15 protein-coding genes are annotated in these 22,428 nt (G+C 60.8%); 8 read left to right on the top strand and 7 right to left on the bottom strand.

Annotated elements, in window-relative coordinates; genetic code table 11:
* Nucleotides 1–116: 116 nt before the first annotated feature.
* Together pvdN and pvdM are read right to left on the bottom strand one after the other, a co-directional pair.
* Nucleotides 117–1,397, bottom strand: coding sequence for a pyoverdine-tailoring periplasmic protein PvdN (gene pvdN, locus AC3IUE_RS23360; protein WP_489263894.1), 1,281 nt, complete (start codon nucleotides 1,395–1,397; stop codon nucleotides 117–119).
* A 30-nt stretch (nucleotides 1,398–1,427) separates the two neighbouring features.
* Nucleotides 1,428–2,777 (bottom strand): pyoverdine-tailoring dipeptidase-like protein PvdM, encoded by a 1,350-nt coding sequence (pvdM, locus tag AC3IUE_RS23355; RefSeq protein ID WP_489263893.1) that lies wholly within the window; start codon nucleotides 2,775–2,777, stop codon nucleotides 1,428–1,430.
* A 248-nt stretch (nucleotides 2,778–3,025) separates the two neighbouring features.
* Between pvdM and pvdP the strand changes: the two genes are divergently transcribed.
* Nucleotides 3,026–4,645, top strand: coding sequence for a pyoverdine maturation tyrosinase PvdP (gene pvdP, locus AC3IUE_RS23350; protein ID WP_489263892.1), 1,620 nt, complete (start codon nucleotides 3,026–3,028; stop codon nucleotides 4,643–4,645).
* 114 nt (nucleotides 4,646–4,759) lie between these two features.
* Here the strand turns inward: pvdP and AC3IUE_RS23345 are convergent, their stop codons facing one another.
* From AC3IUE_RS23345 to AC3IUE_RS23335, 3 genes are read right to left on the bottom strand one after another with little or no spacing between them, the layout of a single operon-like run.
* Nucleotides 4,760–6,154 (bottom strand): efflux transporter outer membrane subunit, encoded by a 1,395-nt coding sequence (locus AC3IUE_RS23345; RefSeq protein WP_489263890.1) that lies wholly within the window; start codon nucleotides 6,152–6,154, stop codon nucleotides 4,760–4,762.
* A 7-nt stretch (nucleotides 6,155–6,161) separates the two neighbouring features.
* A complete protein-coding gene (locus AC3IUE_RS23340; RefSeq protein WP_489263889.1) occupies nucleotides 6,162–8,135 on the bottom strand; it encodes a MacB family efflux pump subunit in 1,974 nt (657 codons plus the stop codon).
* Entirely contained in the window at nucleotides 8,136–9,308 is a 1,173-nt protein-coding gene (locus AC3IUE_RS23335) for an efflux RND transporter periplasmic adaptor subunit (RefSeq protein WP_489263888.1), read from the bottom strand. It lies immediately after the preceding gene.
* A gap of 400 nt (nucleotides 9,309–9,708) precedes the next feature.
* Here AC3IUE_RS23335 and AC3IUE_RS23330 point away from each other — a divergent pair, with 400 nt between their 5' ends.
* The 6 genes from AC3IUE_RS23330 to AC3IUE_RS23305 all read left to right on the top strand — a co-directional run bounded on the left by AC3IUE_RS23330 (nucleotide 9,709) and on the right by AC3IUE_RS23305 (nucleotide 19,332).
* Nucleotides 9,709–10,191: a sigma-70 family RNA polymerase sigma factor gene (locus AC3IUE_RS23330; RefSeq protein WP_056741950.1), complete on the top strand. Its 483-nt coding sequence runs from the start codon at nucleotides 9,709–9,711 to the stop codon at nucleotides 10,189–10,191.
* Between the two features lie 122 nt (nucleotides 10,192–10,313).
* Nucleotides 10,314–11,651 carry a lysine N(6)-hydroxylase/L-ornithine N(5)-oxygenase family protein gene (locus AC3IUE_RS23325; RefSeq protein ID WP_489263887.1) on the top strand — a complete coding sequence of 446 codons (1,338 nt, stop codon included), beginning with the start codon at nucleotides 10,314–10,316 and terminating at the stop codon, nucleotides 11,649–11,651.
* A 502-nt stretch (nucleotides 11,652–12,153) separates the two neighbouring features.
* Complete coding sequence (gene mgtA / locus AC3IUE_RS23320; RefSeq protein ID WP_489263886.1) at nucleotides 12,154–14,856, top strand: magnesium-translocating P-type ATPase; 2,703 nt, start codon at nucleotides 12,154–12,156, stop codon at nucleotides 14,854–14,856.
* A 93-nt stretch (nucleotides 14,857–14,949) separates the two neighbouring features.
* Nucleotides 14,950–15,363, top strand: a complete 414-nt coding sequence (locus tag AC3IUE_RS23315; RefSeq protein WP_489263885.1) for a response regulator — start codon at nucleotides 14,950–14,952, stop codon at nucleotides 15,361–15,363.
* Nucleotides 15,364–15,474: 111 nt separating this feature from the next.
* Nucleotides 15,475–16,101 (top strand): response regulator, encoded by a 627-nt coding sequence (locus AC3IUE_RS23310; protein WP_489263884.1) that lies wholly within the window; start codon nucleotides 15,475–15,477, stop codon nucleotides 16,099–16,101.
* Between the two features lie 12 nt (nucleotides 16,102–16,113).
* The gene (locus AC3IUE_RS23305) at nucleotides 16,114–19,332 is read left to right on the top strand and encodes a transporter substrate-binding domain-containing protein (protein WP_489263883.1); all 3,219 of its coding nucleotides are present in this window, start codon (nucleotides 16,114–16,116) and stop codon (nucleotides 19,330–19,332) included.
* Nucleotides 19,333–19,335: 3 nt separating this feature from the next.
* Here the strand turns inward: AC3IUE_RS23305 and dkgB are convergent, their stop codons facing one another.
* On the bottom strand, nucleotides 19,336–20,139 hold the full coding sequence (gene dkgB / locus AC3IUE_RS23300) for a 2,5-didehydrogluconate reductase DkgB (protein WP_489263882.1): 804 nt from the start codon (nucleotides 20,137–20,139) through the stop codon (nucleotides 19,336–19,338).
* Nucleotides 20,140–20,457: 318 nt separating this feature from the next.
* On the bottom strand, nucleotides 20,458–21,366 hold the full coding sequence (locus AC3IUE_RS23295; protein WP_489263881.1) for a LysR substrate-binding domain-containing protein: 909 nt from the start codon (nucleotides 21,364–21,366) through the stop codon (nucleotides 20,458–20,460).
* Nucleotides 21,367–21,470: 104 nt separating this feature from the next.
* On the opposite strand from AC3IUE_RS23295, the gene AC3IUE_RS23290 reads away from it, so the two are divergent.
* Nucleotides 21,471–22,337, top strand: a complete 867-nt coding sequence (locus tag AC3IUE_RS23290; protein WP_056745033.1) for a pirin family protein — start codon at nucleotides 21,471–21,473, stop codon at nucleotides 22,335–22,337.
* Nucleotides 22,338–22,428 lie beyond the last annotated feature (91 nt).

Raw genomic sequence — 22,428 nt, 5'->3', positions numbered from 1 at the left:
AGGCCCAATGTGGGAGTGAGCCTGCTCGCGATTGGGCCATCACATTCAACATTGATGGTGACTGACCCACCGCTATCGCGAGCAGGCTCGCTCCCACAGGGTTCTGCGTCATGGCGTCAGGAGGTCTTGGTCAGCAGGGCCATGAAACGGTCGATATCGTTTTCGGTGTTGAGCAAGCCGGGGGCGATGCGGATCACCGGGCCGACGTCGCGGTCCACCGAGTCGCAGACCACGCGGTTTTCCATCAGCTGGACGGCGACTTTTTCGCAGTCGTGATCTTTGATCCGGAAGAAGGTAAAGCCGGCCGACAGGTCCGGGCTTTTAGGCGTCACAAGCTCGATCTGCGGGTGCTCCAGCAAGCGGTTTTTCGCATAGGTATTGAGCGCGTGGATGCGCGCCTGCACCTCGGCCTTGCCCAGGTCCAGGTGCAGCTTGAAGGCTTCGTTCAGGGCCCAGCGATGTTCGAAGCTGTGATAGCCACCGGGGGTCATGATGGTCGAGAAGGTGGTGGCTTCGGAGAACGTTGGAATGGTCGGCGTCACGTCCTTGAGCTCGGTCGAACGGGCGCAGATGATCCCGGTACCGCGCGGGCCGAACATCCATTTGTGCGTGCCGGCAATGAAGAAATCGCAGTGCATGTCGGGGAAGTCGAGGTCCTCGACGCCGAAGCCATGGACGCCGTCGACCACATACAGGATGCGGTCCTTTTCCTCGCGGTTGCGATTCTGTTCGTCCACCAGTTTGCCAATCTCGCCGATCGGCAGTTTCACGCCGCTGCCCGATTGCACCCACGTCATACCGAGCACTCGGGTTTCCGGGCGAATGCCTTTGGCAATCGAGCCCAGCACTTCATCCACGGAAACGCTGTGGCTGTTCTCGAACAGCTTGAGCTTGCGAACCTTGACCCCGTCCTTTTGCTGGCGATACCCCAGCGCATAGTTCGTTGCGTAATGTTCGTGTTCGCTGGTGAGGATTTCCTGGTCGGGGCGCACATGGATGCCGCCGTAGATCAGGGAAAGGCCTTCGGTGGTGCTGCCGGTGAGGGCGATCTGCTCGGGCTTGGCCTTGAGGTAGCGACCGGCCCAGACGCGCACTTCCTGCTCGCGCTTTTCGGTTTCTCCCAAGTCCCAGTCCATGGCCCGGCCGGGGTTGCGGTCGAGGTTGGCGCGGTGCAGGTCGATGGCGTCACGTACAGGTTTGGGGTGTGAGGTCACCAGAAAGTTGGCGAAGTGCAGGTAGTCCGGGTCCTGATTGAACATCTGGCGCAGTTGCGCCCATTTATCCTTCGGCAGCGGCGCCGGATTGGCGGCCAGCGCCGGCAGGTTCACGGCAGCGCCAAAGGGCAGGCCGGCCGCGAGAATACCGGCCTGCTTGAGGAATGAACGACGGTTGGTCATGAGCTCGGTTCGCTTCTGCAAAAGAGAGAATCAGTTTTTCGCCACAGGCTTGGAGGACTTCTGCACCTGGTCCCAGACCCGCAGGAAGTTGCCGCCCCAGAGCTTGGCGATATCGGCTTCGCCGTAGCCGCGACTGATCAGCTCGGCTGTCACGTTGCGGGCCTCGCTGACATCCTTCCAACCGTCCAGGCCGCCACCGTCGTTGAAGTCGGAACTGATGCCGACATGGTCGATGCCGATTTTCTTCACCGCGTAGTCGATCGCGTCGCCGTAGTCCTTGAGCGTGGCCTTGGGCTCCTCGTCGACGATGGCGTAGAGCTGACTGGCGTACTCGCCGAAACGTTGTTCGGACCAGACGGTGATCACCGGGTCCCCCGGCATCAGTGCCATCTCCAGGCCTTGCAACGGTTGCAGGTCGAAGCGTGCGCGCAGGGCGTTGAGTTTGTCCTGGGTGGCCTGGCTCAGCGGGCGGATGTAGGTCGGGAAACCGACAATCTGCACCACGCCGCCGCTGTTCTTGATCAGTTGCATTTCCTGGTCGCTGAGGTTGCGCGGGATGTCCACCAACCCGCGTGGTGCCGAGTGGGACGCGACCATTGGCGCACGGCTCAGTTGGGCGACTTGCTCCAGCGCCTTGGTCGACATCTGCGAAACGTCGATGATCACGCCGAGGTCGTTGAGGCGGTGCACGGCCTGCTTGCCGATCTCCGAGAGGCCGCCGAGGGCGTCGCGGGAATCGTTGAAAAACGGCAACGGCCGGGATGAGTCAGCCCAGGCGTTGTTGCCCACGTAGCTGAAGCCGAACATGCGCATGCCGCGCGCCGCCCACTTGTCCAGGGCGTTCAGGTCATTGCCCAGCGGATAGGCGTTGAGCATGCTCATGAAGATCGCGAACTTGCCTTCGCCGTGCAGGCGGCGGAAGTCGTCGGGGGTGTAGGCGATGGCAACCTGATTGGGAAAGTCGCGAACCATTGTGCTGATGATTTTGTAGCGGGTTTCCTGCTCGAACCGTGCTTCGTCGACGAAACCGGCGGTTGGGCGGTGCGGGGCGTTGGCGCCGTTCCAGATCTCCGGCCAGCCGAAAATCGTCAGGGCCGCACCGGACAGGCGTCCGCGCCCGGTCTTGACCAGGTCGAATTGCCCGGTGCCGTCCTTGTCGGCTTCATTGCCGGCGGTGCCGAAGTCCAGCGGGACGGTGACGTGGCTGTCGAAGGAGAGGATTCGCTCGTGCAGCTCATCGGCCTGTTTCATCACCTTGACCGGGTAACCGGGATTGTCCTTGAACCAGTAATCCCAGGCCGCAAAGCCTGCACTGGCGCTGATCGCCAGGGCCAGCGGCAGGCCGATGTAAAGAGCCTTTTTCGAACGTGGTTTTGTCATTGCCGTCTCAGTCAGGTTCGTTGCCCCGGTGTGGGGGGCTTTGCTATCTGGGATGGACGAGTGATCCCGTTGGAAATTTAGGGTGGAGCTGATGGCCTCATCGCGAGCAGGCTCGCTCCCACAGGGATTTTGCGAACACCGAAGATCCACTGTGGGAGCTAGCCTGCTGGCGATGCTGTTAAATTTTTGAAGGGGATGAACGTTCTAGCTTGGATAAAGCCTGCTTCATGGCTGACACAGGTAGGGCAATGACGATTTCTCGACGATGGTTCATGGCAGGCCTGGCGCTGACCGGCGCCGCCGTGCCTGCGGTTTTTTATGGGCATCGTGAATGGACGAAACCGGATCCGACGATCACCCCCGGCGAAGCGTCATTCGATGTCGCGGATGTCGCTGGCCAGCATTTGGCGAACACCTTGCGCGGTGTTTGGCAGATTCGTTTCGAAGGGCGTGATGCCGGCATCGAAGGCCTGCCACGGGACGGGCTGGAGGTGTTTCTCGACATCGGTCACAAAGGTCGCGGCTTGAGCGGGTTCCTCGACACCGCCGAGCGTTTGCGTTCGAGCGAAGCGCCGCGTTACCGGGTGCTCGGCGATCTGGCCGTCGCTAAACCGGCGCAATTGAGCTGGCGGCTGCTCAGCGCCAGCGGCGCAGCGGATTACGAATTCAGCCTGTTGCTGGACGAAGTCTGGGCCGGTTTCGGCAATGCTGGCAGCGGCACCCTAAGTGGTCGGGTGTTGAATCTGGATCGTCCGTTGATGTTGACGGCCCAGGACAATCGCTTCATTGCCGTCAAGCGCGTGTTCCCCGAAGCCCGCGAGCGCAGCGGTCTCAATCCGCCACTGCTGGCCTGGCTGGTGTCCCCGGAGCATCGGCTGTTTCACCAGCTCTGGCATGCCTCCCGGGACAAATGGCACACCCTGCCCGAAGACAAACGCGGCGCCCTGCGCGGTATTGGCTGGCAGCCTGGCCCGCGGGACAAGGAGCGTGATGCCCGTGGCGCGCGCAAGGATCGTAACGGCTCGGGTGTGGATTTCTTCTTCATGCACCGGCACATGCTCGGCAAGGCGCGCTCCCTGCAAGACTTGCCGTCCTGGCAGCACTTCCCGCTGCCACAGCCGGAACTGGCGCGTGATCGGGTAGGGTTCGCCCGTTATTTCGACAACCACGACGGCACCGCGCTGCCGCCGACCTGGCTGGCCGACGACGATGCCGAGTACTCGCAATGGGTCAGCGACATCAAGACCGCCGAGACCTACCACAGCAATTTCCAGGTCTGGGAATCGCAGTACCGCGATCCGCGCTACCTGTCGAAATTGACCTTGGGTCAGTTCGGTTCAGAGGTGGAATTGGGGCTGCACGACTGGCTGCACATGCGTTGGGCCTCGGTGCCGCGTGATCCGTCCAACGGCCAACCCGTGCCGTTTGCCCGGGATCCGGCGGACTTTTCCGCACGCTGGTATGCGCCGGAAAACGACTTCCTCGGCGATCCGTTTTCGTCCCACGTGAACCCGGTGTTCTGGCATTTCCATGGCTGGATCGATGATCGTCTGGAAGACTGGTTCCGTGCGCACGAGCGTTTTCATCCGGGGGAGGTCAGTCGGCTGGAAGTGAATGGCGTGCCTTGGTTTTCGCCCGGCCGTTGGGTCGAGGTCGACGACCCGTGGCTCGGTCCGAGCACCCATGGTTGCAGTACTACGCCGGGATTACAGGCCGGCAAGTCGGTGGAGATGGACCCGGAAACCATGAAGCTGGCGTTGCGGATTACCTTTGGTGACGACGAGAAGAAACTGGAGGATCTGTTCCGCAAAGTGCCGCAGCGGCCTTGGTATGCAAGGCATTTGAAGGCCAAACCAGTCGTTACATGATCGTTCCCACGCTCTGCGTGGGAATGCCTCAACGGACGCTCCGCGTTCGGCTCTCGATGGGACGCAGAGCGTCCCGCGCTGCATTCCCACGCGGAGCGTGGGAACGATCATTTTCTAGAGTGTCTGCCACCCGCCGCCCAGCGCCTTGTACAACGCAATACTCGCCTGCAACCTCGACAACCGCAGTTGCACATTCAGATCCTGCGCCGCATACAGCGTGCGCTGTGTCTCCAGCACCGTCAGCAAATCCTCGGCACCGGCCTGATAGCGGCTTTGCGCAATGTTGAAGGCCGTCTGCGCCTGGTTCAGTTCTTCACCTTGCCACTGCCGCTGTTCGTCCAGACCGCGAATGCTGTTCAACGCTTTTTCCACATCGGCGAACCCATTGATGATCGCCCCACGATACGTCTCCAGCAGTTCCTCCTGGCGGGCCGTGGCCTTGTCGCGCTCAGCGCTCAGGCGACCATTGTTGAAGACCGGCGCGAGCAGTCCGGCGGTGAGGTTGTAGAAGGGATTACGCAGGACGTCGGCAGCGCGGTCGGCACCGGAGCCGATTTCTGCGCTGAGGGTTACGGCCGGCAGCATGGCTGCACGGGCGACGGTGACATTGGCTTGTGCGGCGGCCAATTGCGCTTCGGCGCGGGCGATGTCCGGGCGACGGCTGATCAGCTCGCTGGGCAGGCCAGCGCCAATGGTCGGCCATGACAGTTGATCAAAGCGTTCCTGACCCAAAGACAATGCCTGCACCGGCCGGCCGAGCAGGGCGGCAAGGCTGATCTGTGCGTCCTGAGCCTGTTGCTGCACCAGCGGCAATTGTCGCTGTTGCGCGGCGACCAGACTCTTCTGCTGCGCCAGTTCAAGGGCAGTTGCCGAGCCTGAGTCAAAACGCGTCTGCACCAGTTTCAAAACATTCTGCGCGTTCGCCAGGTTCAGCTCGGCGATGCGACTTTGCTCACGCAACGACAAGCTTTGCGCGTAGCTGTTGGCGACGCCGCTGAGCAGCGTCAACTCCACTGTCGCTTGATCGAATTCGCTGGCCTGCAAGCCGAATTGCGCACTGTCGCGGGAAGCGCGTTGGCCGCCCCAGAAGTCGACTTCGTAAGTGGCGCTGAGGTTGGCGTTAAAGTAATCGACGGCCTTGTTATCGCCGTCGGCATCGAGCTGGCTGTAGCCGTTGCCGCGCAATAGCTTCTGCCGATTGGCGTTCAGGCCAGCCTTGACCTCCGGCAGCAGCGAGCCGCCGGCAATCACGGTCTCGGCTTGCGCTTGACGCACCCGAGCGATAGCAGCGGCCAAATCGTAACTGCCGACCCGGGCCTGTTCGATCAAGCGATCAAGCTCCGGGCTGCCGAACTGCGTCCACCATTGCCGGTGGCTGCGGGTAGCGCTTTCAGTGTGTGGCGATTGCCAGGCGGCGGGCGGCTGGAGGCCGCTGTCCGGGCGCTGGGCGGGACTGCCGCAGGCGCCGAGCAACAGGCAGATAGTCAACAGGCTGAGTGTCGGCTTCATAGATCGATCATTCACTGGTAAGGGCCGTGACCGGGTCGAGTCGGGCAGCTTTGCGGGCCGGCATGAAGCCGAAGACAACACCGGTGACCAGGGCGCAGCCGAAGGCGCCGAGTACCGCTATCAAGGAGAACGCTACGGCAACTTCGCTGAGGATCAGCACGCCGCCGACGATCAGTGCCAGGGCAATCCCGGCGAGCCCGCCGACCACCGAAAGCATCACCGCTTCGGTCAGAAACTGCCGGAGGATGTCCCGTTGGCGGGCGCCGGTGGCCATGCGGATACCGATCTCGCGGGTGCGTTCGCGTACGGTCATGAGCATGATGTTCATCACTCCGATCCCGCCCACCAGCAACGAAATCGCGGCAATCGAGCCGAGCATCAGCGACAGCGTATTTTGCGTGCGCGCCTCGGCCTGGATCATCGCCGCGTTGTTGGTCAGTTCGAAATCCTTCTTGCCGTTGTGCAGACGCAGCATCAATTGCTCGATGGCTACTTCGGTCTCTTTGACCTTGCGTGCATCGGCAGCGGCGATGGCCACGTATTCGGGGTTGTGGGTGCCAAACAGTCGGACGCTGGCGGCGGAGTAGGGGATGGCGATGCGGTCGTCGCTGTCGGAGTCGCCCGAGCTGGCGCCTTTTCCCGCGAGCACGCCGACCACCTGGAACGGCACGTTCTCGATCAGGATGTACTGGCCGATCGGGTTGGCGACGTCCTTGAGCAACTTGGTTCGCACCTTGTGGCCGATCACCGCGACTGCCGCCGCGTTGCGTTCATCGTCCTGAGTGAAGTAGCTGCCTTCCACCACCGGCCAGTTGAAAATCGCCGGGAAGTTGGTGTCGTTGCCGCCGACGTAACTCAAGTGGTCGAGGTTGCCGAAACGCACCCCGGCCTCCTGGCCGTTGACCGGCATGATCCGTGTCACTTGCGGCAGGCTTCCCACCGCCGCGACATCATCCAGGGTGACGATGCCCAGCGGTGTTCGCGGGTTTGGCGACGAGCCGCTGAGGTAAATGATGTTGGAGCCGAACGCGCCCATTTGCGCCATCACCTGACGCTTGCTGCCTTCACCCACTGCCAGCATGACCACCACCGACGCGACGCCGATGATGATCCCGAGCAGCGTCAGTGCGGTACGAAAACGGTTGATCCACATCACCCGCCAGGCGGCTTGCACCGCATCGACCAGTTCGCCTTTCCAGGCGCCGGTGGCTTCTGCGCCTTCAGTCAGGCGCTTGCGCAGATCCACCGCTTGCAGCGCGCCAGGGTTGGCCGAGGTCTGCGCTTCGGGATTGTCGCGGGCGCTGTCGCTGACGATCAGCCCGTCGCGAATTTCGATGATGCGTTTGGCCCGTGCCGCGACTTCGCGGTCGTGGGTGATGAGGATCACCACGTGGCCCTGGCCCGCCAGTTCGTCGAGCAGGGTCATGACCTCGGCACCGCTGTGGCTGTCGAGGGCGCCGGTGGGTTCGTCGGCGAGGATGATGTGGCCGCCGTTCATCAAGGCGCGGGCGATGGACACACGCTGTTGCTGGCCGCCGGAGAGCTGGTGCGGACGGTTGCCGGTGCGCGAGGCCAGGCCGAGGCGGTCGAGCAGGGCGGCGGCGCGGGCGTGGCGTTCGGCGGCCGGCAAGCCTGCGTAGATGGCCGGCATCTCGACGTTTTCCTGGGCCGAACCGGACGGGATCAGGTGATAACCCTGGAACACAAAGCCGAAGGCTTCGCGGCGCAACCAGGCCAGTTCGTCGCTGTCGAGTGCGGCGACGTTTTCCCCGGCGAAGCGGTATTCGCCCGAGGTCGGGCGGTCGAGGCAGCCGAGGATGTTCATCAGCGTCGACTTGCCGGAGCCGGAGGCACCGACGATCGCCACGAATTCCCCGGCATGGATCGACAAGTTGATGCCGCGCAATACGTGAACTTCCGGTGAATCGCCGCCGCCGTAGGCTTTGCGGATGTCCTGCAGGTCGATCAGGGGCGTCAGCATTCAGCCGCCACTCCCGTCGGCCGGGCCGATCAACAGGTGATCGCCTTCCTGCAAGCCGTCGATGATCTGCACCCGCAGGCGATCGCTGATGCCGGTGCGGACGTCGCGCGGCTGGATGCTGCCGTTTTTGGCGACGACCTGGGCAATTTGCATATTCGCTTCAGTGCCGGCCTGCAACGCCGCGACAGGCGCAGTCAGGGTGTTTTTCGCCTGATCCGAAACGAAGAAGACCTGGGTGGTCATTTCCGCCATCAACGCGTTGTCGGCGTTATCGACGTCCAGCAATACGGTGTACAGCACCACGCGAGCACTGCCGCTTTTGCTCGAACTGGCGGGGCTGCCGCCGCCCTGGCTGGTCTGGTCCAGCGGCTTGGGCGGCACCGGCAAAATTTGCCGCACGGTGCTGTTCCAGCGACGGTTGCCGCCGCTGAGGGTGGTGAACCAGGCCGTCATCCCGGGTTTGACGTGACCGATATCGGCTTCCGACACCTCGGCCCAGACGGTCATCGGCGACAACTTGGCGATGCGCAGAATCAGTGGCGTTTGTTGCTGGGCGTTGAGGGTCTGGCCGACCCGGGCGTCGAGTGCGACGACGGTTCCGCTCATAGGCGCATAGATTCGGGTGTAACCCAATTCCGCCTGATCGCTGCGCAGGCTGGCCTGGGCCTGGCGGATCTGTGCCTGGAACATGTCGATGCGGGCCTGGGTGGCGCGCAGTTCGGCCTCGGCGGTCTGCACATCTTCTTCGCGGGTGGCGCCACCCGCCTTGAGGTTTTGCTGACGCTGGAATTTCTGCCGGGCGAGGTCGTGCTGCGCCCGTTGTTCCTGCAGCTGTGCCTTGAGGTTTTCGATGGAGAAACGTCCGGCGTCGAGTTTGGCCTGTTGCGTGGACGGATCGATCTCCACCAGCAACTGACCTTCCTTCACCACATCGCCGACCTCCACGTGGAGCTTGTGGATCTGCCCGGACGCCTGGGCACCGACGTCGACATAGCGTCGAGGTTGCAGGGTGCCCAGGGCCGTGACGCTGCTTTCGATGTCGGCGCGGGTGACCTGCACGGTGGCGAACTGGTCGCGGCCGGGCGGGATGATCTGCCAGGCGGCCACGGCGATAACGGGGATCAGACAAAGTGCTACAAGCAGGGCGCGTCGGGTCTGTCGGGGACGTTTCATGCAGGGTTCCGGCCAATGAATATCGGCCCGTCGCTCAGCCTGCGCACAGAATCGGGCAACAGCTGAGCGCTGTCGGGGGGCCGACAGAGACGGGGAGCTGTCCTGTAAACGATGAACGTACCGGGGAATTTAGGCGCGGACACAATCAAAATGTGGGAGCGAGCCTGCTCGCGAAAGCGATTTAACTTCAACACAAATGTTGTCTGGCCAGACGCCTTCGCGAGCAGGCTCGCTCCCACAGTTCAAGACTATTTGTGAGGCAAGGTGAAGCAATACTTTAAATCTATATGAGAATTACTATAAATTACGCGCTTCAAACTGCCACTATCGTGCCACTGCCTATTTCGGCGGTCGCCGGTCTGGCTCAAGGACAGAAACCGCACCCCTGCGGCCGGGAGTCATGTTGGAAAACTACTATCGCGAGCTGGTGTGTTTTTTGAACGCCAAGCTGGGCAACCGTCAGGTGGCCGAAGATGTGGTGCATGACGCTTATCTGCGGGTATTGGAGCGGTCCAGCGACACGCCGATCGAGCAGCCTCGGGCGTTCCTGTATCGCACCGCGCTCAATCTGGTGATCGACGACCATCGGCGCAATGCCCTGCGTCAGGTCGAATCGCTGGAAGTGCTCGACAACGAAGAGCGCTACTTCACCCCATCCCCTCATCACAGCCTCGATCACGGTCAACGCCTGGAGATGCTCCAGCGTGCATTGGCGGAATTACCCCGGCTGTGCCGCGAGAGTTTCCTGCTGCGCAAGATCGAAGGTCTGTCGCATCCGGAGATCGCCGAACACCTCGGTATTTCTCGCGCGCTGGTGGAGAAGCACATCGTCAATGCAATGAAACATTGCCGTGTGCGGATGCTGCAATGGGACGCCCATTGATCATTAGCGGTTAAATTTTTTTTCATTGTCCTCGTTCCTACTCAACAGACGACCTGCTGTCCTGCATCAGGTCACTTAGGCTTATTCCCCTTGTTGAGGGGTTCATCCAGAGGACACTGGAAATGACACAGGCAATTGCATCGCCCATCGTTCACGACCTGATCGGCGTCGGTTTCGGCCCTTCGAACCTGGCGCTGGCCATCGCTCTGCAAGAGCGCGGGCCGAGTCAGGGCGAGCTGGATGTTCTGTTTCTCGACAAGCAGGCCGACTACCGCTGGCACGGCAACACCCTGGTGACCCAGAGCGAGTTGCAGATCTCCTTCCTCAAGGACCTGGTGACCCTGCGCAACCCGACCAGCCCGTACTCCTTCGTCAACTACCTCAAGCACCACGGCCGTCTGGTGGACTTCATCAACCTGGGCACCTTTTATCCGTGCCGCATGGAGTACAACGATTACCTGCGCTGGGTCGCCGGGCAATTTGAAGCGCAGAGCCGCTACGGCGAAGAAGTGCTGGCCATCGAGCCGGTGCTGCACAACCAGCAGGTCGAAGCGCTGCGGGTGATCTCGCGCGATACTCAAGGTCAGCAGCACGTTCGCACCGCCCGTTCGGTGGTGGTCAGTGCCGGCGGAACACCGCGTATTCCCGAATCGTTCAAGGCGCTCAAGGGTGACAGCCGGGTGTTCCACCACTCCCAGTACCTGGCGCAGATGGCCAAGCAGCCGTGCGTGAACAACCAGCCGATGAGCATCGCAATCATCGGTGGCGGGCAGAGCGCGGCGGAAGCGTTCATCGACCTCAACGACAGCTTCCCGTCGGTGCAGGTGGACATGATCCTGCGTGGCTCGGCCCTGAAGCCGGCGGACGACAGCCCGTTCGTAAACGAAGTGTTCTCGCCGGAGTTCACTGATCTGGTGTTCCAGCAGGCGAGCAGCGAGCGCGAGCGTCTGGTCAACGAGTACCACAACACCAACTATTCGGTGGTGGACATCGACCTGATCGAACGCATCTACGGCATCTTCTATCGCCAGAAAGTCTCGGGCATCGCGCGCCATGCGTTCCGCACCCTGACCACCGTCGAAAGAGCCACCGCCACCGAGCGTGGTATCGAGTTGGCCGTGCGCAACAACGCCACCGGTGAAGTTACGGTTCGTCATTACGATGCCGTGGTATTGGCCACCGGTTACGAGCGCCAGATGCACCGCAAGCTGCTGGCGCCGCTGGAGCAATACCTGGGGGATTTCGAGGTTGATCGCAATTACAAACTGATCACTGACGAGCGCTGCAAGGCCGGCATCTACATGCAGGGCTTCTGCCAGGCCAGCCACGGTTTGAGCGACACCTTGCTGTCGATCCTGCCGATCCGCGCCGATGAGATTGCCGGTTCGTTGTATGACCATGGCAAGAACCGTGGGCATGGCCAGTCGGTGATGGACTTGCTGTTGGCGACTGCCAGCTAAGATCTTCAGCGACTGACAGGCCGTCATCGCGAGCAGGCTCGCTCCCACATTTAGCCTGTGGACACAGGTCCATTGTAGGAGTGAGCCTGCTCGCGATGAGGCCCTTGAAAGCACCGATAATTTTGAAAGCTGAACCCTTCCTGAAGAACCCCGCGATTCCCCCTCCACATGCCTTTCCTTCGTTTACTCTCCAGAAATCGGGGCGTAAGCTTCGCGCGTTTTCAATCAAAAGCGGAGACCCACAGTGGGTACTTGTTCGAGTGACAGTAGTCGGCCGGTTTCGATAACCGGCACCTTCCCGGCAAGATAACGCGCAACTTTTTTGTGCCGTTGTCTCGCCGAAAAGCGAGCAGCGGCATCCCGATCGCGGCCAGTCCTGGTCCGTGTCCCGACGTCCCTCTCATCGACGCTGAACCGTGCGTGATGTTCGACTGTGTGTCGTCATCGCGGCGTATCGACACGCCTGCTCGACGGTTTCCCGGCTGACCCTGGGGGAACTGCCATGAACCTGACCCTGCTCAAAGAATTCTTCGCCGGATTCCTGCGCACCCGCCACATCGCCCGACACTTCCGTCGCCTGGCGCTGCTGGAAAACTTCACCGACACCACGGTCAGCCGCGAGGTGCCTCCCACCCTGGCGCAAACCCTGGTGAGTGCCGCCAACAGCGACACCGGCCGACTGCTGGACAACCTCGGCAGCCACACCGATGGCCTGAGCGAACTCGAAGCCGATGCACTGCGCGTGCAATTCGGCCTCAACGAAGTCGAGCACGAACAGCCTCTGCCGTGGTGGACCCACTTGTGGCACTGCTACAAAAACCCGTTCAACCTGCTGCTGACCTTGCTCGCGGTCATCTCCTGGCTGACCGAAGACATGAAAGCCGCCATCGTGATTTTCTCCATGGTGGTGCTCTCGACCTTGCTGCGCTTCTGGCAGGAAACCAAATCCAACCAGGCCGCCGACGCGCTCAAGGCGATGGTGAGCAACACCGCCACGGTGTTGCGTCGGGATGTGCAACGTACCGAGCTGCCGATCAAGCAACTGGTGCCAGGCGACCTGATCGTGCTCTCGGCCGGCGACATGATTCCCGCCGATTGCCGGGTGCTCGGCGCCAAGGATTTGTTCGTCAGCCAGGCCGCGATGACCGGCGAATCGATGCCGGTGGAAAAATTCCCCCGTCAGCAGGACAGCGACACCCGCAACCCGCTGGACCTCGACAACATTCTGTTCATGGGCACCAACGTGGTGTCCGGTACGGCCATGGCGGTGATTCTCACCACCGGCAACAACACCTATTTCGGTGCACTGGCGCAGCGGGTCGGCGCCACCGATCGCGCACCCACCTCATTCCAGACCGGGGTCAACAAAGTCAGTTGGCTGTTGATTCGCTTCATGTTCGTCATGGCGCCGCTGGTGCTGTTCATCAACGGCTTCACCAAGGGCGACTGGACCCAGGCGCTGCTGTTCGCGCTGTCGATTGCCGTGGGCCTGACCCCGGAAATGCTGCCGATGATCGTCACCTCGACCCTGGCCAAGGGCGCGGTGTTCCTGTCGCGTAAAAAAGTCATCGTCAAACGCCTCGACGCGATCCAGAACTTCGGCGCCATGGACGTGCTGTGCACCGACAAGACCGGCACCCTGACTCAGGACAAAATCTTCCTGGCGCGCAATGTCGATGTCTGGGGCAACGATTCCGATGACGTGTTGGAAATGGCCTACCTCAACAGCTACTACCAGACCGGCCTGAAAAACCTGCTGGACGTGGCGGTGCTGGAACACGTGGAAATCCACCGTGAATTAAAAGTCGGCACCGCGTTTCGCAAGGTCGACGAGATCCCGTTCGACTTCACGCGCCGGCGGATGTCGGTGGTGGTCGCCGAGCGCGATCATTCGCACCTGCTGATCTGCAAAGGCGCGGTGGAAGAAGTGCTGGCGGTGTGCACGCGGGTGCGTCACGGCGAGGTCGATGAAGCACTGAGCGATGAATTGCTGGCGCGGATTCGTCAGGTCACCGCATCGTTCAACGCCGAAGGACTTCGTGTTGTCGCTGTCGCCGCACGGCCAATGATTGAGGGCCGCGACACCTACAGCCTGGCGGATGAGCAGGAACTGACGCTGATCGGTTACGTGGCGTTTCTCGATCCACCCAAGGAAAGCACCGCGCCGGCCCTCAAAGCATTGGCCGCTCACGGCGTGGCCGTGAAAGTGCTGACCGGCGACAACGAACTGGTGACCGCGAAGATTTGCCGCGAAGTCGGCCTGGACCAGCAAGGCCTGCTGATGGGCAACGACATCGAGCGCATGAGCGACGCCGAACTGGCGGTAGCGGTGGAGACCACCAACGTTTTCGCCAAACTCACCCCGTCGCACAAGGAACGCATCGTGCGTTTGCTCAAGGGCAACGGCCATGTGGTCGGTTTCATGGGTGACGGCATCAACGACGCGCCAGCGCTGCGCACCGCCGACATCGGCATTTCGGTGGACAGCGCCGTGGACATAGCCAAGGAAGCGGCGGACATCATCCTGCTGGAGAAAAGCCTGATGGTGCTGGAGGAGGGCGTGCTGGAAGGGCGTCGGACCTTCGCCAACATGCTCAAGTACATCAAAATGACTGCCAGTTCGAACTTCGGCAATGTGTTCTCGGTGCTGGTGGCCAGTGCGTTCATCCCGTTCCTGCCGATGCTGCCGATGCACCTGCTGGTGCAGAACCTGCTCTATGACATTTCGCAGATCGCCATCCCGTTCGATAACGTCGATGAAGAAATGCTGAAAACACCACAGCGCTGGCAGCCGGCGGACGTCGGGCGTTTCATGCTGTTTTTCGGGCCGATCAGCTCGATCTTCGACATCACCACGTTTGCCTTGATGTGGTACGTCTTCGACGCCAATACCCCGGACCATCAAACCCTGTTCCAGTCCGGCTGGTTCGTGGTCGGGCTGCTGACCCAGACCCTGATCGTGCACATGATCCGCACACCGAAAATCCCGTTCCTGCAAAGCCGGGCAGCGATGCCACTGATGGTGATGACTGGAATCATCATGGCCGTCGGCATCTTCCTGCCGATGGGACCGCTGGCGCACTACTTCAAATTGCAGGCGCTGCCGTCGCTGTACTTCGTGTTCCTGCCGGTGATTTTGCTGGCGTACATGGGCCTGACGCAGGCGGTGAAGGGGTTCTATATCCGCCGGTTTGGCTGGCAATAAAGCGTGCACATTTAGGAAAAGTCCTACAGAAAGCTCGGCGGGTCTTCCGTAGCCTTGCGCCCTCACGAATCTGACACTCTCTGGGGGCCCACGTTGTCGAACAAAGCCTTACGCATCCTGATCGCCGACGAGTTGCATTTTCACTGCATGAAGGTCGAGCGACTGTTCAATCAACTCGACTACTACCGGATAGCACCGGTGCACAGCCTTGAAGAACTGTTGACCCTGGTCGAATACGGTTGCGAGCCGTTTGATCTGGTGGTCATCAATGCCTCGCTGGCGGGCGGGGCGTTGAACCTGTTCGATTTTTTCCTTGATAACCAACAGGTTCATCACGCCTTGATCTATGACGGTCAACTGGCGCAACTGCCGCCCATTCCTGCCTGCGTTCAACAGACGGTTGAGGTGAGCCACGCAATGCTGCCTGATCGGGCATCCATTGAGCGGCTGATGGCGATTATCGATCCTGGTCTACCGTTCGTCGGCACTGTCATTTCTATCAGGTAGTTGCGCCCGGTTTTCCATGCAAAAGTCTTTGCGCAGCCATTACGTTCAACGGGGCAGGGCTTATGGGCATTGATTGCTCAATCGTCATATTTTTTTGCACAGGAAGTTGCCATGAAGTCAGTGCTGATTGTGGACGATCATCCGGTGGTTCGCGCCGCAGTCAAAATCGTACTGATGCAAGAGGATTTCAAGCAGATATACGAAGCGGCGTGTGGTAATGAGGTCTTGCCGAAGATCCGCGAACACAAGCCTGATCTGGTGGTGCTGGATCTGATAATGCCCTCGCTCGACGGGCTGGATGTGCTGGCGCGGATCAAAGCCAGTGAGGTGCCGTGCCGAGTACTGGTCTTCACGTCCCAGGAACCCATGTTTTATCAGGATCGTTGCATGAACGCCGGCGCCGCAGCCTATGTCGCGAAGACCAATGATTTGCAGCATTTGCACAAGGCCGTGCAAGCCGTGATGGCCGGTTACACCTATTTCGCCCAGCTGCCCTCGGCGTCGGTGTTGCTGAACTCGATACAACTGAGTGAAAAACAGATGATCGATAAACTCTCCGACCGGGAATTGACGATCTTTCAGCATCTGGCCCGGGGCACCAGTAACAAGGCGATCGCTGAAATCATGCACTTGAGTCACAAGACCGTCAGTACCTACAAGACCCGTCTGGTTGGAAAACTCAACGTGGACTCGGCGGTACTCCTGAGGGATTTTGCCAAGCGTAATCATCTGATCTGAGTGAGCCCGATCATGCGCGATTGTTTGTGGGCTCTGTTGCTGTTCTGTGGACTGGGAGCACCGGTGACGGCGGCCGATGAGCCAACGCTTTTGCATGTGCTGGGGCGTTCCGCGGTGGAGGGGTATCAGGTCCAGCTGGATGAAAAAGACTGGCAGTGGTTGCGTGGCAAACGAGTCTTGCGCCTCGGGGTGTCGGGGGCGGACTACCCGCCGTTCGAGATCACGCGAAACGTTGATGAGCTGGAAGGCATCACCGCAGACTATGCCGCACTGTTGGGGCAACTGCTGCACGTAAAAATCGACGTGCTTCGTTATCGCACGCGCGAGGCGGCCATGGATGCGCTCAAACGCGATGAACTGGACCTGCTCGGCACGTCCAACAACTTCGAGGCGGCTGACCCCGAGCTGACCCGATCCAGTGCCTATGCCGAAGATCAGCCGATGCTGGTCACCCGTCTGGACGACTGGATGCCCGTCGACCTCGCGGGCAAACGCATCGCCATGGTCGATGACTATCTGCAGGCGCAGACTGTCGAAGCCTTCTATCCCGATGCGAGCTTGCAACGCTACCCCTCGGCACTCGACGCGATCGGGGCGGTGGCGTTCGGGCAGGATGATGTGTACCTCGGGGACTTCATCAGCGCCAATTACCTCATCAATAACAACTACCTCAGCAACGTACGCCTGGTGGGGCCTTCCGGCCTGGACGCCAATCCGTTCGGCTTTGCCTTCAGCCGGGGCAACCCTCGTCTGAAGCGCATTGTCGATAAAGCCCTGGCGACGATTCCCATGGATGAGCGCACGGCCATCGAGCAGCGCTGGAGTGCCGGAAGAGCCAACATGGCGGGTCAAGAGCGAGTACGTTTGAGCGCCAGTGAACAACGTTGGCTGGATCAACATCCGACGGTGGAAGTCGGTGCCATCGAGAACTTTGCCCCGCTGACTTTTTACGATGCCCAGGGACAACTCAGCGGGTTGACTGCGCAATTGCTGACGCTGATCAGCCAGCGCAGCGGCTTGACCTTCAAGGTGCAGCGGGGTAACTCCCTCGATCAGCAGATCCAGCAACTCAAGGACGGCAAGATCGACGTGTTACCTGTGGTCACGCCCAGTATCGATCGCGAAGTCGAACTGCGTTTCACTCGGGCCTACTTGAACAATCCGTTTGTACTGGTCAGTGCGACCACCCCGGGAAGCCCCAGGACCCTGGATGACATGGCCGGTAAACGCCTGGCGATTTATCGCGGTCATCCGTTGCTCGGGTTCATCCGCGCTCGGGCGCCCAATGTACGTCTGGTCGAAGTGCAGAGTCCGGCGCAGGGTATGGAATGGGTGATCAAGGGCCAGGCCGACGGGGCCGTCAGTTCATTGATCGTGGCTCGGTATCTGATCACCCGGCAATACCGCGAGCGTCTGCGGATCAGCAGCACCGTGGGTGATGAACCGGCGCGTATCGCTCTGGCCACCAGCCGTGGTGCGCTGGAGTTGCACTCGATTCTGAACAAGGCACTGCTGAGTATTTCGCCCCGGGAGATGGATGAGCTGTTAGCCCGCTGGAGCAATGATGTGGTGGTCGATGACAGCTACTGGCTGCGTCATCGCCAAGGCATTCTCCAGGCGTTTGCCGCTGCGGGCGCTTTGTTGTTGCTCGCACTGGCCTGGATTGCCTGGCAGCGTCGGCAGATAGCTCAACGCCAACAACTGCTCGGGCAATTGCAGGATGCCAAGAACGCAGCCGACGATGCCAACCGTGCCAAAACCACCTTTCTGGCGACCATGAGTCATGAAATCCGCACACCGATGAATGCCCTGATCGGCATGCTCGAACTGGCGCTCAAGCGAGCGGAAGAGGGCTTCACTGATCGCTCCGCCATCGAAGTGGCCTCCAATGCCGCGCAGCAATTGCTGGCGTTGATTGGCGACATCCTGGACATCGCCCGCATCGAATCCGGGCATTTGTCGCTGACCCCTGAGCGGGCCAATCTACGCACGCTGGTGGAGTCGGTGTGCCGGGTTTTCGAAGGCCTGGCACGGCAGAAGAACTTGCAGTGGCGGGTCGAATTGGCCGAACACAGCGATCGTGACGTGTTAGTCGACCCCACGCGCTTCAAGCAGGTGCTGTCCAATCTGCTGAGCAACGCGATCAAGTTCACCCGTGAAGGTGAGGTGAGTCTGACATTGCGAGTAGAGCCCGGTGTGTCGGGGCATCTGGCCGTCAGTGTGCGTATTGAGGACAGCGGCATCGGTGTCAGTGTGGTCGATCAGCAACGACTGTTCAGCCCGTTCGTGCAGGCCGGTAACAGCCAGCAGTCCGGCCACAATGGCTCCGGACTGGGACTGGTGATCAGCCGCACTCTGTGCGAAATGATGGGCGGCCGATTGCAGCTCGACAGCGTCCTCGGACTGGGTACGCAGGTCGACATCAGCCTTGATCTGATTGCGTTGCAACCGTTGGCCTGCAGCGAGCGGGCCGATAGCGGATTGCAGGTGGCCACTCGGCTGCTGAGGATTCTGGTGGTCGACGATTACCCGGCCAATCGATTGTTGCTCTCACGGCAGCTGAGTTACCTGGGGCATCAGGTGCTGGAGATTGAGGATGGCGAGCGTGGTCTTGCGCAGTGGCGCGAGCATGAGCTCTATTTGGTCATCACCGATTGCAACATGCCGGTGGTCAATGGTTATGAATTGGCGGGTGCGATACGCGATGAAGAGCGCGCCAATGGCTTGCCACCCACGCTGATTCTTGGGTTTAGCGCCAATGCGCAGCCGGAGGAAAAGATCCGTTGTCTTGAAGCGGGCATGGACGACTGCCTGTTCAAACCGATCCGGTTGGCCGATTTGAGTGCCTGGCTGGCGTCCCGATTTGTGAATGAGCCGCCAGCGCCGGTTGCAGAAAAATCAACGTACGAGATCGACTTGACCGGCCTGGAGCTCTACGTCGGTGAAGACCGGACGCTGATCAATCAGTTGTTGCGCGAACTGGCCGTAACCAACCTCTACGATCGCGATGATCTGCTTGCGGCGCACGTCAGTGGCAATCGTCACCGGCTGCAAGACCTGGCGCACCGCATCAAGGGTGGTGCGCGCATGGTTCGTGCAAAACGTTTGATCGAGTGCTGCGAACATCTGGAACGTGCCTGCGCCGAGGGGCGCGCGGCGTTGATCGACGAGGCCGTCGATCAATTGCAGCACGCCATGGCACGCCTGGATCAGAACCTCAAGCGAGACTGACGCTTAATCCCACTGGGGCGCGATGCCTTTGGGGCTGGTCAGTCGATGGCCACGATCCAGACCCGCGATCAGCGCCATGTCGGCGTCGCTCAAGGTCATGGCGCAAGCTTTCAGGTTGCTGGCGAGGTTGGCGCGTTTGGTCGACGAGGGAATCACTGCGTAACCCAGTTGCATGGCCCAGGCCAACGTGACGTGTGCCGGCGTCGCCTGCAGGCGATCGGCGATCTGCTGGATCACCGGGTCTTTCAGCACTTCGCCGTAAGCGAGGGTCATGTACGAGGTGATCTGGATGCCCTGGCTCTGCGCGAATTCGACGACCTTGCGGTTTTGCAGGTAGGGATGCAATTCGATCTGGTTGGTCGCGATGTGTTCGGCGCCGACCGCGGCGATCGCCTGTTTCATCAGGTCGACGGTGAAGTTGGACACACCGATCTGCCGGGTCAGGCCCAGTTGTTTGGCTTCGAGCAGGGCGCCCATGAATTCCTCGACCGGCACCTGATCTTCCGGGGACGGCCAATGGATCAGGGTCAGGTCCAGGTAGTCGGTTTGCAGCTTTTGCAGGCTTTCCTTGAGGCTGTCGATCAGGCGATCCCTGGCGAAGTTGGCCACCCAGATCTTGCTGGTGATGAACAACTCGTCACGGGCAATGCCGCTGGCGGTAATCGCCTCGCCGACCTCGGCTTCGTTCTCGTAGATTTGCGCGGTATCGATGACTCGATAGCCCAGTTCCAGGCCAGTGCTCACCGAATCGATGACCACCTGGCCTTGCAAGCGAAAAGTACCAAGACCGAATGCGGGAATAGACATCAATGACTCCAGGGTTGCAGTGGGAATGGGCAGGAGTATCCGCGTCCGCACCCATGAGAAAAACCGCTGGATCGGCAAAGCAATGTTTACCGCAAGTCATGAATCGGGCGGCCATCTGGGGGGTTGATAGTGTTTGGTCGGCCGCCATCGCGAGCAGGCTCGCTCCCACATTGGATTGATGTACGCCACAGATCCCCTGTGGGAGCGAGCCTGCTCGCGATGGCCGCGACTCGGTTTAAAGCCTTACTTCACGACTGCTATGTCCGAACGCGGCCCGAACCGAACGCAGGCTTCGCCAGCTGGCGTGTGTACGGGCTTCTAAGCAATATCGCTGTGGCTGAATTCCTCGCCCAGAAAGTCGATCAATGCACGCACCGACGGCAGCAGCCCACGGCGTGACGGGAAGATGGCATGCACGATCCCGCATTTGGGTGCCCAGCCCGGCACCAGTTCCACCAGTCGGCCCGCGGCAATGTCATCGCGCACCACTACGCTGGGCAGGTGAGCGATGCCGATCCCGGCCACCACGGCGTGACGCAACGCCAACAGGTCATCGGTGACCATTCGTGGCGCATGCCGAATCATCGCGCTGGCGCCATCGGCCCCAAACAATTCCCACTGATATTCACGCTGCGCCGCGCCCCAGTGCAGGCTCGGCAACCCGCTGAGGTCGGCCGGGGAGGCCGGTGATGACAGGCGCGACACAAAGGCCGGACTGCCCACCAGGCACTGGGTGCTGTTGCCCAGCACCTTCATCACCATGTCGGTATTTTCCAGCGGCGGAAAGCGCACGCGCAGGGCGATGTCGAACCCCTCGTGGATCAGGTCGATCCGGCGGTTGGTGCTCTCGATGAACAACTCCACCAGCGGGTACTTGAGCATGTAGCGGGTCAGCATCGGCCCGACCCAGGCGTTGAGCAGCGCGGTCGGGCAACTGATGCGCACCAGGCCTTGGGGTTCGGAGCGGTTGCGTTCGATCAGTTCGGCAGCGCTTTCGGCTTCCACGCGCATCGCCAGGCAACGCTGGTAATAGGCCTGGCCGATTTCCGTCAGTGAACAATGCCGGCTGGTGCGGTGCAGCAGGCGCACACCGAGGCGCTCTTCGAGTTCGGCGATGCGTCGGCTCAGCTTCGACTTGGGCATGTCCAGCGCTCGACCGGCCGGGGCGAAACCGTGATGTTCCACCACTTGGGTGAAGTAGTAGAGGGTGTTGAGGTCTTCCACCATCGTTCTCCATATAGAACGCTAAGGCTGATTTTTGCAGTCTAGTGCATCAAAGGGTTCAGTTTTAAGCTTTGTCCATCGCGTCACTCACCAGATTCGGAGGCGGAATGAAAAACATCATCGGTATCTACACCAGCCCACGGACCCATTGGGTCGGCGACGGTTTTCCGGTTCGCACGCTGTTTTCCTACGACAACCTGGGCAAACACATCAGCCCGTTTTTGCTGCTCGATCACGCCGGTCCGGCAGAATTCACCCCGACCACCGAGCGTCGTGGCGTTGGTCAGCATCCACACCGCGGTTTCGAAACCGTGACTATCGTTTATAAGGGCGAACTGGAACACCGCGACTCCACCGGCAGCGGCGGCAAGATCGGTCCAGGCGACGTGCAATGGATGACCGCAGCCTCCGGGATTCTCCACGAAGAGTTCCACTCAGAAGGTTTCGCCAAAACCGGCGGCACCCTGGAAATGGTTCAGCTGTGGGTCAACCTGCCGGCCAAGGACAAAATGGCCGACGCCGGTTACCAGACGATTCTCGATGGCGACATCCCGAGCATCCCGCTCAAGGACCAGGCCGGCAGCCTGCGCTTGATCGCCGGTGAGTTCGACGGCCACACCGGCCCGGCGCGCACGTTTACCCCGATTGACGTCTGGGACCTGCGCCTCAACGGCGGCAAGTTGCTGACCCTGGACCTGCACGAAGGTCGTAACACCGCACTTGTAGTGTTGCGTGGCACGGTTCAGGTCAACGGTGTGGAACTGGTGCGCGAAGGGCAGTTGGCGTTGTTCGAACGCAATGGCCAGCAGCTCAGCCTGGAAGCCAATAACGATGCCGTCGTGTTGCTGCTCAGTGGCGAGCCGATCGACGAGCCGATCGTCGGTCACGGTCCGTTCGTGATGAACACCGAGCAAGAGATTCACCAGGCCTTTGCCGACTTCCAGTCCGGTCGGTTCGGCCAGATGCACGGTTAACCCGCACAGGTTCAACAACCCGCTCTACACAGGATGCGTAGGCCGGTTCCCGGGCCAGGGATGGCTGTTGCCTGAAAGAAAGAGGAGACGC

Source organism: Pseudomonas sp. GL_093 (assembly GCF_057837605.1).
This window is presented reverse-complemented; position numbering and strand designations above follow the sequence as displayed.

Coding starts and splice junctions, on each gene's coding strand:
- pvdN (WP_489263894.1), bottom strand. CDS start 1,397: ATGACCAACCGTCGTTCATTCCTCAAGCAGGCCGGTATTCTCGCGGCC.
- pvdM (WP_489263893.1), bottom strand. CDS start 2,777: ATGACAAAACCACGTTCGAAAAAGGCTCTTTACATCGGCCTGCCGCTG.
- pvdP (WP_489263892.1), top strand. CDS start 3,026: ATGACGATTTCTCGACGATGGTTCATGGCAGGCCTGGCGCTGACCGGC.
- AC3IUE_RS23345 (WP_489263890.1), bottom strand. CDS start 6,154: ATGAAGCCGACACTCAGCCTGTTGACTATCTGCCTGTTGCTCGGCGCC.
- AC3IUE_RS23340 (WP_489263889.1), bottom strand. CDS start 8,135: ATGCTGACGCCCCTGATCGACCTGCAGGACATCCGCAAAGCCTACGGC.
- AC3IUE_RS23335 (WP_489263888.1), bottom strand. CDS start 9,308: ATGAAACGTCCCCGACAGACCCGACGCGCCCTGCTTGTAGCACTTTGT.
- AC3IUE_RS23330 (WP_056741950.1), top strand. CDS start 9,709: ATGTTGGAAAACTACTATCGCGAGCTGGTGTGTTTTTTGAACGCCAAG.
- AC3IUE_RS23325 (WP_489263887.1), top strand. CDS start 10,314: ATGACACAGGCAATTGCATCGCCCATCGTTCACGACCTGATCGGCGTC.
- mgtA (WP_489263886.1), top strand. CDS start 12,154: ATGAACCTGACCCTGCTCAAAGAATTCTTCGCCGGATTCCTGCGCACC.
- AC3IUE_RS23310 (WP_489263884.1), top strand. CDS start 15,475: ATGAAGTCAGTGCTGATTGTGGACGATCATCCGGTGGTTCGCGCCGCA.
- AC3IUE_RS23305 (WP_489263883.1), top strand. CDS start 16,114: ATGCGCGATTGTTTGTGGGCTCTGTTGCTGTTCTGTGGACTGGGAGCA.
- dkgB (WP_489263882.1), bottom strand. CDS start 20,139: ATGTCTATTCCCGCATTCGGTCTTGGTACTTTTCGCTTGCAAGGCCAG.
- AC3IUE_RS23295 (WP_489263881.1), bottom strand. CDS start 21,366: ATGGTGGAAGACCTCAACACCCTCTACTACTTCACCCAAGTGGTGGAA.
- AC3IUE_RS23290 (WP_056745033.1), top strand. CDS start 21,471: ATGAAAAACATCATCGGTATCTACACCAGCCCACGGACCCATTGGGTC.